The 13,490-nt window shown below is 74.7% G+C and carries 11 protein-coding genes and 1 pseudogene; 9 read left to right on the top strand and 3 right to left on the bottom strand.

Annotated features, from left to right (window positions below; genetic code table 11):
- The first annotated feature begins 53 nt into the window (after positions 1-53).
- From ABGA99_RS03080 to ABGA99_RS03110, 7 genes are all read left to right on the top strand, one after another.
- Positions 54-1,073 carry an ABC transporter permease gene (locus tag ABGA99_RS03080; protein ID WP_347576843.1) on the top strand — a complete coding sequence of 340 codons (1,020 nt, stop codon included), beginning with the start codon at positions 54-56 and terminating at the stop codon, positions 1,071-1,073.
- A gap of 238 nt (positions 1,074-1,311) precedes the next feature.
- Complete coding sequence (locus ABGA99_RS03085; protein WP_347576844.1) at positions 1,312-3,300, top strand: N-acetylmuramoyl-L-alanine amidase; 1,989 nt, start codon at positions 1,312-1,314, stop codon at positions 3,298-3,300.
- A 396-nt stretch (positions 3,301-3,696) separates the two neighbouring features.
- Complete coding sequence (locus ABGA99_RS03090) at positions 3,697-5,301, top strand: ABC transporter substrate-binding protein (RefSeq protein ID WP_347576845.1); 1,605 nt, start codon at positions 3,697-3,699, stop codon at positions 5,299-5,301.
- Positions 5,302-5,321: 20 nt separating this feature from the next.
- Positions 5,322-6,287, top strand: coding sequence for an ABC transporter permease (locus ABGA99_RS03095; RefSeq protein ID WP_347577032.1), 966 nt, complete (start codon positions 5,322-5,324; stop codon positions 6,285-6,287).
- Entirely contained in the window at positions 6,280-7,188 is a 909-nt protein-coding gene (locus ABGA99_RS03100) for an ABC transporter permease (RefSeq protein WP_347582111.1), read from the top strand. Before ABGA99_RS03095 ends, ABGA99_RS03100 begins: the two co-directional genes overlap by 8 nt.
- Positions 7,189-7,271: 83 nt before the next feature.
- Entirely contained in the window at positions 7,272-8,288 is a 1,017-nt protein-coding gene (locus tag ABGA99_RS03105) for an ABC transporter ATP-binding protein (protein ID WP_347582218.1), read from the top strand.
- Positions 8,278-8,976 carry an ATP-binding cassette domain-containing protein gene (locus ABGA99_RS03110; RefSeq protein ID WP_347576847.1) on the top strand — a complete coding sequence of 233 codons (699 nt, stop codon included), beginning with the start codon at positions 8,278-8,280 and terminating at the stop codon, positions 8,974-8,976. The genes ABGA99_RS03105 and ABGA99_RS03110 overlap by 11 nt, the downstream gene beginning before the upstream one ends.
- Positions 8,977-9,013: 37 nt before the next feature.
- Here the strand turns inward: ABGA99_RS03110 and ABGA99_RS03115 are convergent, their stop codons facing one another.
- Together ABGA99_RS03115 and ABGA99_RS03120 are read right to left on the bottom strand one after the other, a co-directional pair.
- Positions 9,014-9,739, bottom strand: coding sequence for a haloacid dehalogenase type II (locus ABGA99_RS03115; protein ID WP_347576848.1), 726 nt, complete (start codon positions 9,737-9,739; stop codon positions 9,014-9,016).
- On the bottom strand, positions 9,736-10,548 hold the full coding sequence (locus tag ABGA99_RS03120; protein WP_347582112.1) for an SAM-dependent methyltransferase: 813 nt from the start codon (positions 10,546-10,548) through the stop codon (positions 9,736-9,738). Before ABGA99_RS03120 ends, ABGA99_RS03115 begins: the two co-directional genes overlap by 4 nt.
- A gap of 136 nt (positions 10,549-10,684) precedes the next feature.
- On the opposite strand from ABGA99_RS03120, the pseudogene ABGA99_RS03125 reads away from it, so the two are divergent.
- Positions 10,685-11,520, top strand: a pseudogene (locus ABGA99_RS03125) (ATP-binding cassette domain-containing protein).
- A complete protein-coding gene (locus ABGA99_RS03130) occupies positions 11,517-12,188 on the top strand; it encodes an ABC transporter (RefSeq protein ID WP_347576851.1) in 672 nt (223 codons plus the stop codon). Before ABGA99_RS03125 ends, ABGA99_RS03130 begins: the two are co-directional and overlap by 4 nt.
- 85 nt (positions 12,189-12,273) lie before the next feature.
- On the opposite strand, the gene ABGA99_RS03135 is transcribed toward ABGA99_RS03130, so the two are convergent.
- Positions 12,274-13,476 (bottom strand): anhydro-N-acetylmuramic acid kinase, encoded by a 1,203-nt coding sequence (locus ABGA99_RS03135; RefSeq protein ID WP_347576852.1) that lies wholly within the window; start codon positions 13,474-13,476, stop codon positions 12,274-12,276.
- Between the last annotated feature and the right edge of the window lie 14 nt (positions 13,477-13,490).

Below are 13,490 nucleotides of genomic sequence, written 5' to 3' on the forward strand. Positions count from 1 at the left end.
ACCGCGGTCGGCCGCTGCGGCGAGCAGTCCGCGGCGAGGGAGAGGGGGAAGCGGTGACCGTCGTGAAAGACGAACCCGTCGCCGTGGCGTACGGAGCCGACGAACCCGCGGGCTCCGGGCGCGGCGAGCGGCTGAGCGCCCTCGCGCAGCAGCACGGCGCGCTGGTCGCGCTCATCGCCCTCGCCGCCGTCGCCTCGCTGTCCTTCGACTCCTTCGCCACCACCGGCAACATCGAGAACATGGCGGTCTCCTCCGCCTTCCTCGCCATCGTCGCCCTCGGCATGACCTTCGTCATCGTCACCGGCGGCATCGACCTGTCGGTCGGCTCGGTGTTCGTGCTCGGCGGGGTGCTCGCCGCCTGGGGCTCACGCCACGGCACGCTGGTGGCGCTGCTGCTGCCACTCGCCGTCTGCGGACTCTTCGGCCTGGTCAACGGGCTGCTCATCGCCCGGCTCAGGCTCGCGCCGTTCATCGTCACGCTCGCCGCCATGCTCGGCGCGCGCGGCGTGATGCTGTCGATCACCGACGAGGGCGCCGACACCTACCTCGTCGCGGAGGGCTCGTTCTTCGCCGACCTCGGCCAGGGCAAGCTGCTCGGCATCGGCGTCCCGGTCTGGATCACCGCCGCGCTCTTCGTCGCCGGCGGCATCGTGCTCCGCCGCACCCGCTTCGGCCAGCACGTGTACGCCGTCGGCGGCAACGAGGACGCCGCCGCGCTGATGGGCGCGCCCGTGGCCCGTACCAAGACCCTGGTCTACACCCTCAACGGGCTGCTCGCCGGCTTCGCCGGGGCGCTCAACGCCGCCTGGCTCGACTCCGGCGTGACCATCCTCGGCTACGGCATGGAGCTGGAGGCGATCGCCGCCGTGGTCATCGGCGGCACCCTGCTCTCCGGCGGGATGGGCTTCGTCGGCGGCTCGCTGGTCGGCGTGCTGCTGCTGAAGGTGATCCAGAACGTCATCAACCAGATCGGCTCGCTCGACTCCGCCTACCAGCAGGTCGTCAGCGGCGGCTTCCTGGTGGTCGTCGTGATCGCGCAGACCTGGCTCGCCCGGCGCCGCCGGGTGCCCTGACCGGCCGCCGGGCAACCGGGCGGGTTGGCCCGGCGGCCGTACGGCGGCCGGTCGCGGCATGCACCGCGGCCGGCCGTCGACATCGGTCTGGACCAGTGCCGCCGCGCAGTTGGGCGGCAGCCGGGCTGACGTGCAACTTTCGTGCCCCTGGGAGGGATTGACGGGTACGCGACCGAGTCGGTACCCCTGATACGCACCGCACGCGCACGTCCTCGTCCCGACCCCCTGAGGAGTACCGTTGCCTCCCACCCCAGCCACCCGCCTGCGTGTGAACCTGCGAAGACGACCCTGGGCGACGGCCGCCGTCGCCGCCGGCCTGCTGCTGCCGCTGACCTCGGCGTCGCTCCCGGCCACCGCCGGCGACGGCGCGCAGGCGGCGCCCGCGACCCGGCAGGCGGCGTACGCCGCGGCGGCCGACGAGTACGGCGTGCCGGAGAGCGTCCTGCTCGGCGTGTCGTACCTGGAGTCCCGCTGGGACACCCACGCCGGCGAACCGAGCACCGACGCCGGCTACGGCCCCATGCACCTGACCGACGCGCCCACCGTGCTCGCCGAGGACCACCACTCCGGCACCGCGGAGGACCCCCGCGGCGACACCGAACGGCCCGTCGGGGACGAGACGTTCGGCCCCGCGCTCACCACGCTGTACACGGCCGCCGAGCTGACCGGCACCGACGTGGCGACGCTGCGCGCGAAGCCCGCCGAGAACATCGCCGGCGGCGCCGCGCTGCTGGCCGCGTACCAGGAGGACCTGGGCGCGCCGGCCTCCGCCGACCCCGCCGACTGGTACGGCGCGGTGGCGAAGTACGCGGGCGCCGCGTACGAGCAGGACGCGGCGACCTTCGCCGACGAGGTGTACGCGACCATCCGCGACGGCGCCGCCCGCACCACGGACGACGGCCATGCCGTCCGGCTCGCGGGCGACCCGTCCGTGGCGCCGCAGCAGCGGTGGCTCGGCGAACTCGGCCTGCCGCGGCTGGAGAACGAGGAAGTGGAGTGCCCGGTCCGGCTCGGCTGCGAGTGGATCCCGGCGACGTACCGCCAGACCGACCCGGCGAACATCCAGGCGTACGTCAACCACGACAAGGCCGACCGGCCGCGCGACCAGAAGATCGAGTACATCGTCATCCACGACACCGAGGGCCGCTACCCCGGCGTCATCAACATGGTCCAGGACCCCAACCGCGCCGCGAGCTGGCAGTACACGCTGCGCAGCTCGGACGGCCACATCGCCCAGCACATCAAGCACAAGGACGTCGCCTGGCAGGCGGGCAACTGGAACATCAACGCCAAGTCCATCGGCCTGGAGCACGAGGGCTTCGCCAAGGACCAGGGCACCTGGTACACCGAGGCGATGATGCGCAGTTCGGCGACGCTGGTGCGCTACCTGGCGGCCACGTACGACATCCCGCTGGACCGCACGCACATCATCGGCCACGACAACGTGCCCGGCACCACCACGGCGAACATCCGCGGCATGCACTGGGACCCGGGCCCGTACTGGGACTGGGAGCGGTACTTCGAGCTGCTGAAGGCCCCGCTGCGCAGCCCCGGCGGGTTCTCGAAGTCGATGGTGATGATCAAGCCGGACTTCGCGGAGAACAAGCCGCAGTTCACCGGCTGCAGCTACGAGTCGGGCTCCGACCCGAAGGAGCCGTGCCCGCTTTCGCCCTCGTCGTCGGTGATCCTGCACTCGCAGCCCGACGCGGACTCCCCGCTGCTGGCGGACATCGGTCTGCACCCCGACGGCCGGGCGTCCGACATGCACGTCTCGGACGTCGGCAGCCGGGCCTCCGCCGGGCAGTCGTACGCGGTCGCCGAGCGCAGGGGCGACTGGGTGGCGATCTGGTACCACGGCCTGAAGGGCTGGTTCCACAACCCCGCGGGTGCGCGGGTCGCCGACTACACCGCCGGGAAGATCGTCACGCCCAAGCCGGGCAAGGAGTCGGTGCCGGTCTACGGCCGGGCGTACCCGGAACAGGCGGCGTACCCGCCGGAGATCCCGTACCAGCCGATCTCGGCGCACCCGTACGAGTTCAAGGCAGGCCAGGCGTACTCCTACGGCGGCACGGTCCCCGGCGAGTACTACCGCGCCGTGTCCTTCGACGGCTCCGCGCCCGGGGACCGCACGGTGGTCCGCGGCAAGACGAAGTACCACATTATCCAGATCGGGCACCGCATCGGCTTCGTCAACGCCGATGACGTGAACGTGCGCCGGGTCCTCTGACCCGTCGCACACCGCGGCGCCGCCGGTCCCATGCCCGGCGGCGCCGCTCGCGTGCGCGCCCTGCCCGTCAGCCGCAGTCCAGCCGGTCGCCGGGGGCGACCCGGCCCGCCCAGCGGGGGGAGCGCCATGGGGGCCTTCCCGGTGGGGTACGGGACACCGGATGCTGCGGGGCGGAATGCTCAGTAATATCCCTTAAGCCCGTCGTATCCCATCCCGGGTCACCCGGCCGACGCAGGAAACGGGAGCCGTCCCGTCCGGCGCATGGTCGCTGACCTCGGCGGACCACCCGCCCACCGGGTGCCCACGGAGTGGACTCCTCATTGCGCGGTACACCGATCATGGGTTCTAATTGCGAACTGTTCGCAATAACAGCCGGCCTTCAACAGGGGAGTGGGCATGTCAGTCCGCGGCATACGCGCAGCGGTCTCGGTCACGGCGGCGGCGGCGGTGCTCGCGGGGGCCGCCGCCTGCTCGAACCCGGACGCCGACGACGACTCCGGCGGCTCCGGCGGGGACGGCAGCGCCGCCGTCATCGGCGTCGCCAGCGAGCCCGACACCCTCAGCCCGCTCCTCGGCTACGGTAAGGACGGCAACTCCAAGCTCTTCGACGGCCTCCTCGCCCGCGACAGCGACATGGAGCTGCGCCCCGCCCTCGCCCGCGCACTTCCCGAGATCACCGACGGCGGCACCACGTACACGTACGAGCTGCGCGACGACGTGACGTTCAGCGACGGCGAGCCCTTCACCGCCGCCGACGTCGTCTTCACCTACGAGACCATCCTCGACCCCGGCACCAACAACGCCTCCAAGGGCGACCTGGACGCCGTCGAGAGCGTCGAGGCCGAGGGAGACGACACCGTCGTCTTCACCCTGAAGTACCCCTACGCGCCCTTCGCCGAGCGCACCGTGCTGCCCATCGCGCCCGAGCACGTCGCCGGCAAGGGTGACGTCAACACCGGCGCGTTCAACACCGAGCCGGTCGGCACCGGCCCGTACGTCCTGGACGGCTGGCGCAAGGGCGAGAAGCTCACCTTCTCCGCCAACCCCGGCTACTGGGGCGGCAAGCCGAAGGTGCAGAAGCTGACCATGGCGATCATCGCCGACGACGACATCCGCGCCACCCGGCTGCGCTCCGGCGACCTCGACGGTGCCATCCTGCCGCCGAACCTCGCCAAGAGCTTCGCCGGGGACGACGACAAGCAGACCGTCGCCGCCACCACCGCCGACCACCGCGCCGTCACCCTGCCCACCGGCAACCCCGTCACCGGCGACGTCGCCATCCGCCGCGCGCTCGACGTGGCCGCCGACCGCGGCGCCATGGTCGACAAGCTGCTGGAGGGCCGGGGCAAGGCCGCGTACGGGCCGGTGCCCACCGACAGCGAGTGGTTCGCCGAGGGCACCGAGCGCCCCTATGACACCGGGCTGGCCGAGAAGATCCTCGACGACGCCGGCTGGCGTGAGGGGGACGGCGGCATCCGCGAGAAGGACGGGCAGCGCGCCTCGTTCACCCTCTACTACCCCTCCGGCGACAAGCTCCGCCAGGAGCACGCCCTCGCGTTCGCCGGCGACGCCAAGAAGGTCGGCATCGAGGCCAAGGTGGAGAGCGGCACGTGGGAGGTCATCGAGCCGCGGATGGGCGAGGACGCCGTGCTCGCCGGCGGCGGCAGCCCCGCCGACCCCGACTTCGACCTCTACCCGATGCTCTACTCCGAGCTGGCCGGCCAGGGTTTCAACAACATGGCCTCGTACGAGAACCCGGACGTCGACACCGCCCTCGTCGAGGGCCGGGAGTCCGGTGACAAGGCCGACCGCAAGCGGGCGTACGACAAGGTGCAGCGGGAACTCACCGAGAACCCGGGCTACATCTTCCTCACCCACATCGACCACATCTACGTCATCGCCGACACCTGGCGCGGCCTGAGCACCCAGGTCGAACCGCACGAGCACGGCTTCGGCAGCGGTCCCTGGTGGAACGTCGAGAGCTGGCAGCCCGCGCCGTGACCGGGCTGCCGCTGGCCCCGATGGCGCGGATGGCCGGACGGCGGCTGCTGTATGCCGTCCCCGTCCTGCTGGCCGTCACCTTCGGGGTGTTCGCCATCGCCGCCGCCTCGCCGTTCGACCCGGTGAAGGCGTACGCCGGCACCGCGGGGTTCAGCGCCTCCCAGGAGGCGCTGGACCAGCTCCGCGACAGCCTCGGCGCCGACGACCCGTTCGTCACCCGCTGGTGGGACTGGCTCTCCGCCGTCGTCACCGGCGACCTCGGCGAGTCGACCAGCATGCGCCAGCCGGTCGCCGACGTCATCGGCGAGCGCATCGGCTGGACGGTGCTGCTGTGCGCGGTCGCGTTCGCCGTCGCCATCGTCGTCGGCACGCTGCTCGGCGTGCTCGCCGCCCGCCGCCGCGGCGGGCTGCTCGACCGGGCCGTCACCTCCGTCGCGTACGCGCTGGAGGCGGCGCCGCCGTTCTGGCTCGGGCTGCTCGCCGTCTGGTTGTTCGCGCTCCAGCTCGACGCGCTGCCGGCCGGCGGGCTCACCGACACCGGCACGGACGTCGTCACCTTCGGGCAGGTCGCCGAGCACGTGCTGCTGCCCGCCTCGGTGCTCGCCGTCTCGCAGATGCCGTGGTTCGTGCTCTACGTCCGCCAGGGCGTCGGCGACGCGCTGGACGAGGACCCCGTGCGCGGCGCCCGCTCCCGCGGCCTCGCCGAGCGCACCGTGCTGCTGGGGCACGCGCTGCGCTCCGGGCTGCTGCCCGTGCTCACGCTGATCGGCACCCGGGTGCCGGAGCTGATCACCGGCGCGCTGCTCATCGAGACCGTCTTCAGCTGGCCGGGGATCGCCGCGGCCACCGTCGAGGCCGCGACGTCCGTCGACTTCCCGCTGCTCGCCGCGCTCACCGTGCTGGCGACGGCGGCGGTGCTCCTGGGCAACCTGCTGTCCGACCTGTTGTACGGGCTCGCCGACCCGAGAGTGGGCTTCGATGGCTGAGGCAGTAGGGAAGCCGGGCGCGCTCGACGACCCGCCGGACGCGACCCGTTGGCGCATCCGCGGGACCGGCCGCACGTCGGTGCGCACGCTGCGCGTGCGCACCTCGGCCGCGGTCGTCGCGCTCGCGGTCCTTGCGGTGCTCGTCGTACCGCCGCTGGTCCAACTCGACCAGCAGGCCGTCGACATCGGCAACAAGCTCGCCGCGCCGTCCCTCTCCCACCTCTTCGGCACCGACGACGTCGGCCGCGACGTGCTGCTGCGCTGCGTCTACGGGCTGCGCGTCTCGCTGCTCGTCGGCGTGGTCGCCGCGCTCGTCGCCACCGTGGTCGGCACCGCCGTCGGGGCGCTGGCCGGCGCGCTCGGCGGGCACGTCGACCGGGCCGTGATGCGGCTCGTGGACGTCTTCGCCTCCGTACCGCACCTGCTGCTCGGCATCTTCATCGTCGCCCTCTTCCAGCCCGGGGTCTGGCCGGTCGTCGCCTCCGTGGGGCTGACGCACTGGGTGTCGACGTGCCGCATCGTGCGCGCCGAGGTGCTGTCGCTGCGCGGCCGGCCGTTCGTGGACGCCGCCGTCTCCGGCGGCGCCTCGCGCACCCGGGTCGCGATCCGCCACCTCGTGCCCGGGGTGCTGCCGCAGGCGGGGCTCGCGGCCGTGCTGATGGTGCCGCACGCCATCTGGCACGAGTCCGCGCTGTCGTTCCTCGGCCTCGGGCTGCCGCCGCACCAGGCGAGCCTGGGCGCGATGGTGCAGGGCGCGCGCGGCGCGCTGCTGGCGGGGGACTGGTGGCCCACCCTCTTCCCGGGCCTGTTCATCATCATCCCGACCCTCGCCGTCGCGGGCCTCGCCGGCGCGTGGCGGGAGCGGCTGAACCCGCGCCGCCGATCGGAGCTGACGCTGTGACGGACCGCACGGATCGCAAGGACCGGAACGACCGCGACGACCGTGACACCGCAGGGGCCGCCCCACTGCTGGCCCTCGACCGGATGTCGGTCCGCTTCCGGATGCGCCGCGGCCGGTACGTCGCGGCCGTCACCGATGTCTGTCTGGCCCTCGCCCCCGGCGAGTGCGTCGCGCTCGTCGGCGAGAGCGGCTGCGGCAAGTCCGTCCTGGCCTCGGCGCTCCTCGGGCTGCTGCCCGAGAACGCCGAGACCGCGGGCGCCGCGCACCTCGGCGCGCTGGAACTCCTCGGCGCCGAGGAGGCGGAGCTGGCCCGCCGGGTCCGGGGCCGCCGCGTCGGCCTCATTCCGCAGTCCCCGGCCGCGCACCTCACGCCCGTACGGACCGTGCGCTCCCAGCTCCAGGAGGTCGTCCGGGAGCTGACGGACACCCGCGGCAGGGCCGGGCTGCGCGCCGCCGCCGAAGAGGCCGCGGAGCGGGCCGCGTTCCCCGCCGACCACCTCGACCGCTACCCGCACGAACTGTCCGGCGGCCTCGCCCAGCGCGCCGCCACCGCCCTCGCCCTCGTCGGCGGCCCGCCGCTGCTGCTCGCCGACGAGCCGACCACCGGTCTCGACCGGGACCTCGTCGAGCGCACGGTCGACGAGCTGCGCCGCCAGGTCGACGACGGGCACGGGCTGCTGATGATCACCCACGACCTGGCCGCGGCGGAGCGCATCGCCGACCGGGTGGCCGTGATGTACGCCGGGCGGATCGTCGAACTCGCCGACGCCGCCGCCTTCTTCGGCACCCCGGGACCCCGGCACCCGTACGCCCGCGGCCTCCTCGACGCCCTCCCGGAACGCGGCTTCACGCCCATCCCCGGCATGCCGCCGGAGCTGGGCGCGCTGCCGCCGGGCTGCGCGTTCGCCCCGCGGTGCACGTACGCCACGGCCGCCTGCGCGGCGGTGCCCGTCCTCACGGCGGGGGTGGCGTGCCACCACCCGCTGCCCGCCACCGTGTTCGTGGGGAAGCCCGGGAACACCGGGGCGAAGCAGTTGCCGACGCCGCGGACCGGCGAGCCCGGTCCGCCCCAGCAGCCGGAGGCCGTCGATGTCCGCTGAAGCCCCGCCGCTGCAACTCCGCGCCGTCACCGCCGGATACGACCGCCGCGCCCCCGTCGTCCGCGACGTCTCCTTCACCCTCGCCCCCGGCGAGGCCGCCGGGCTCCTCGGGCCCAGCGGGTGCGGCAAGTCCACCCTGGCCCGCGTCGCCGCGCTGCTGCACCGCCCGGACGCCGGCGAGGTGCTGCTCGACGGCGCGCCCGTACCCGGCTGGCGCCACCGCGCCCCCCGCGCCCAGCGCACCGCCTTCGGCGTCGTCTTCCAGCAGCCCCGCCTCGCCGCCGACCCGCGGCTGACCCTGGCCGCACTGATCGGCGAGCCGCTGCGTGCCACCGGCCGCCGCGCCGAGGCGCAGGGCCGCACCGGGGAACTGGCCGCGCTCGTCGGCCTCACCCCCGACCTGCTGGCCCGCCGGCCCCACGAGGTCAGCGACGGCCAGCTCCAACGGGCCTGCCTCGCCCGCGCGCTGGCGCTGCGCCCCCGGATCCTGGTGTGCGACGAGATGACGGCGATGCTCGACGCCTCCACCACCGCGGCGCTGGTCGCGGCGGTCGAGGACTACCGCCGCGGCTCGGGCGCCGCGCTGCTGGCCGTGGGGCACGACCGGACGCTGCTGGAGCGCTGGTGCGACCGCACGGTCGCCTGGGACGAACTGGCCCCGCAGGCGAAGCCCGCGCCGAGTGGCTGATTGCTTTCGTACGGACGGACGGTGCGTGAGGGCGCCGTCACGGACAGCCCAGCCGGTCGGCCAGATCGGTGAAGTCCGCCGCCGTGACATCGCCCGGCACGTCCGTGTCCCCGCCCGCCGGACCCTTCTCCCGCGGGCGGGTCACGAACGCCGTCCTGAGCCCCGCGCCGCGCGCCCCCGCCAGGTCCCAGCCGTGGCATGCCACCATCAGCAGCTCACCGGGCGCGACGTCCAGCAGGCCCGCGGCCGTCAGATACGGCGCCGGGTCCGGCTTGTAGCGCTGCGCCAGCTCGGCGGAGAGGATGCAGTCGAAGGGCAGCCCCGCCGCCTTCACCAGCCGCGTGAGCAGCGCGAAGCCGCCGTTGGACAGCGCCGCCACCACATACCGGCCGCGCAGCCGCGCCAGCCCCTCGGCCGCGTCGTCCCACGCGGGCAGCCGGTGCCAGGCGCGTACCAGCTCAGCGCGGTCGGCGTCGTCGAAGGCGGCCGCGACGCCGTGGCGTTCGAGCAGCTCGTCCAGCGACTCGCGGTGCAGCACGTCGAGATACGCCCACGCCCGCTCGCCCTCGTTGACCCGGCCCATCGACGGCAGGTACATCTCCCGCCACTCGTCGGCGAAGCGAGCGCCGTCCAGCTCCACCCCGCGCCGCCGCGCCAGATGCGTCACCTGCTCCGCGACGCCCGTACGCCAGTCGACCGTGGTGCCGAAGATGTCGAACGCGACGGCCCGTACCGCCCCCGGATCGAACTCCGCTCGCGTCACTCGCTCCCCGCCTTCCTTCCGACACCGCCGAACAGGTCGACCGGCTCCGGCTCCCCGCCGCCCTCCGGCCGCCACCGGGGACACGACACGACACCGGGAGCCAGCGGCTCCAGGCCCGTGAAGAAACCTTCTATCTCCTGCGGCGTGCGCAGCACATACGGCACCGCGCCGCTCCTGTTGTACGCGTCCTGCGCCCGCCTGGCCTCCCGGTGCACCACGCCCGTCCCGTCGCTCAGCACCAGATGGCTGCCCGCCGGCAGCGCGTCGACCAGCCGGGCGACGATCCGGCGCGCCTCGTCGTAGTCCGCGACGTGCCCCACGATCCCGCTGAGGATCAGCCCCACCGGCTCGTCGAAGTCCAGCGTCTTCGCCGCCCCGGCCAGCACCGCGTCCGGGTCGTGCACATCGGCGTTCACGTAGTCGCACACCCCGGTGGGCCGGGAGACCAGCAGGGCGCGCGCGTGCGCGAGGACCATCGGGTCGTTGTCGACGTAGACGACCCGCGCCGACGGATGCACCGCCTGAGCCACCTCGTGCGTGTTCTGGGCCGTCGGCAGCCCGGTGCCGACGTCGAGGAACTGGCGTGTCCCGGCCTCGACGGCCAGATGGCGCAGGGTGCGGGTGAGGAAGGCGCGTGAGGCGCGGGCGATGTCGACGATGGAGGGCGAGGCCCGCACGTACGCCTCGCCCGCGAGCCGGTCGACGCGGTAGTTGTCGCTGCCGCCGAGCCAGAAGTTCCAGATACGCGCCGACTGCGGCACGGTGGTGTCTATCACCGGTGCTCTTCCGCCGCCATCTGCGTCCCCCATCAGATCTCTCCCACCCGCCAGTCGCGCTGAAGCCCCACAAAGTAGTCCAACGGCCCGTGCACCGTAAGCGATCCGGCCACCCGGGCGCACGTCTTGCGGTCGTCGCGGGTGCGCCACCGTGGAATGATCCGGGTCCATGAGGCTGGACGGTGTCGGGCGGCGCTACGGCAGACGCGGACCGTGGGTGCTGCGCGGCGTCGATCTGCGGGTGCCGGCGGGTGCGCTCGTACGCGTCGAAGGCGCCAACGGCGGCGGCAAGTCGACGCTGCTGCGGCTGCTGGCCGGTATCGACCTGCCCAGCGCCGACCGCCCCGCGCGCACGGCGTACGTGCCGGAGCGCTTCCCCGCCGCCCTGCCGCTGACGGCTCTCGGCTACCTCACGCACCTGGGCCGGGTGCAGGGGCTGCGCGGGGCCGAGGCGCGGCGGCGGGCGGGGGAGTGGCTGGAGCGGTTCGGGGCGGGGGAGTCGGCGCGTACGCCGCTGGACGAACTGTCGAAGGGCGGCAGCCAGAAGGTCGCGGTGGCGCAGGCGCTGCTCGCGGAGCCGGAGTTGCTGGTGCTCGACGAGGCGTGGACCGGGCTGGACGCGGGGGCGCGGCGGAGCTGGACACGGCGGTGGCCGAACGGCTGGCGGCGGGCGGGGCGGTGGTCTTCGTCGACCACGACCCCCGGCGGCTGGCGGACGTGCCGTACGCCGCCTACCGCGTCGGCGGCGGGCGGGGCGTCGCCCGGCCGGCGGGCGGCGGCCCGGCGGTGGTGGTCGAGGCGGTCGGACAGCCGGGCGCGCGCGTGCCGGACGATCTGCCCGGGGCGCCGCTGTGCGAGGAACTGCCCGGCGGCGGCCGCCGGATGACGGTGCCCGCCGCGCACTCCGACGCCCTGCTGCGGGCCCTGCTCGATGCGCGCCCCGGCTGGCACATCCGCGGCGTGCACCCTCTGCCGTGCGCACCGCGGGAGGACCCGGCACCGTGACCGCGCTCGTGCGCTACCAACTCGCCCTGCTCGCCAGGTCGCACCGCTGGCTGCCGCCGCTGCTGGTGTACGCGGCGGCCGTGGCCGTCGGCGTCCAGCCGGGACAGGCGGTGCTGGACTCGCTCGGGGTGGCCGCGGCGGCGGTGCTGCCGGTCGCCGCGTGGCTGGTGCGGGTGTGCACGGGCGTGGAGCCGCCCGCCGCACGGGCCTGTCCGGCCGCTGCCGGGGGCCCGGGGCGGGCCCATCTGGCAAGCCTGGCCGCGGCGTTCGCGGCGGCCTGCGCGCTGGGCGCGGCGGGCGTGGCCGTCGTCGTGCTCCTCAGCGACGCGCACGGCTCGGACCGGGCCTCGGAGACGGCCGTCCCGGTGGCGGCGGCCACGGGCGCGGGGCTGCTGGCGACGCTGACGTGCGCGCTGCTGGGGACGGCGGTGGGCGCGCTGTGCAACCGGCCCCTGCTGCGCAGCCGGGCGTGGTCGGTGCCGGCGACGCTGGCCGGTGCGGGGGCGGTGCTGGTGGCGGCCGGCTCCCCGGCGAACGCCGCGGTGACCGGCCTGGTCAGCGGCTCGCGCGCGGCGGAGGTACCGCTGCCGCTGCTGCCGCTGGCGGGCGCGGCCCTGGCCGCGGCGGCGACGGCGGCACTGGCGGCGGCGCTGAGCGCCCGCCGCTGACCCGCCGCCCCCGACGACCCGGCCCGCCGCCGACGCGGCCCGCCGCGGTGCCGGGGTTTCGTCCCGTATGGACCGGCCCCCGCCGTCACACCACCCGCAGCCGCACCGGCGCCTGCGCCGCGGGCTCCGGCAGCCGCAGCGGCCGCGCGCCCGGGGTGATCGAGCCCAGCAGCGCCGCCTCGCGCGCGCCCGTCGCCGACGGGACCGACGCCGGCAGCCCGCACACCGACAGAAAGCCCAGCAGCGCGAAGAGATAACCCTCCTTGCCCTGCGACGACAGCCCGTGGTCCTCCATCCGCGACACCCGCGCCGGCGCGCACAGCTCGGCCAGCCGCGCCATCAGCGCCGGATTGCGCACCCCGCCGCCGGAGACGACCAGTTCCTCGACCCCGTACTCCCGGCACGCCGCCGCGACCAGCTCCGCGGTCAGCTCCGTGACGGTTGCCACCAGGTCGTCCAGCGCGAGCCGGGCGCCCGCCGCCGCCACCTGCTCGCGCAGATACGCCCCGTGGAACAGCTCCTTGCCCGTCGACTTGGGCGCCGCCAGCGCGTAGTACGGCTCGGCCAGCAGCCGGCGCAGCAGCTCCCGGTCCACCGTGCCGCGCCGTGCCCGCGCGCCGCCGGTGTCCATCGTCTCGGCGCCCCCCGTGCCGTCGGCCACCGCCGCGTCGATGAGCGCGTTGGCGGGACCCAGGTCGTACGCGACGACCTCCCCGGAGCCGCCGCGAACCGTGATGTTGGCGATGCCGCCCAGGTTCAGCGCCCCGCGCCGCGGGCCGGGCCCTTCGCCGAGGAGGAGCAGCGCGTCGAGGGTGGAGGCGAGCGGAGCGCCCTGGCCGCCGCGGGCGATGTCGCGGGTGCGTACGTCGGAGACGACCGGCAGCCCGGTGGCCTCGGCGATCCAGGCGGCGTTGCCGAGCTGGAGGGTGCCGCGGGCGCGGCAGCCCTCGACCCAGTGGTAGACGGTCTGGCCGTGCGAGACGACGAGGTCGGCGTGTCCGCCCGCCGCCGCGTCGACCGCCTCGGCGGCCACCCGGCCGAAGAACCGGCCCAGTTCGGTGTCGAGCCGGCACACCTCCGCCATCGTCGTCCGCGCCGGGGGCAGGCAGGCGGCGACGGCGCGGCGCAGCTCGCCGGGGAAAGGGACGCTGTGCAGGCCGCGGGGGTGCAGGAGCAGTTCGTCGCCGGCCAGGCGCAGGTCGCAGACTGCGGCGTCCACGGCGTCGTACGAGGTGCCGCTGAGCAGGCCGACGACGGTGAGCGCGGGGGCGGGGTGCGGGTGGGTCATCGGGCCATTGTCGT

Origin of the sequence: Streptomyces sp. B5E4 (assembly GCF_039871555.1) — a bacterium.
In the GTDB taxonomy this organism is placed as follows: Bacteria; Actinomycetota; Actinomycetes; order Streptomycetales; family Streptomycetaceae; genus Streptomyces.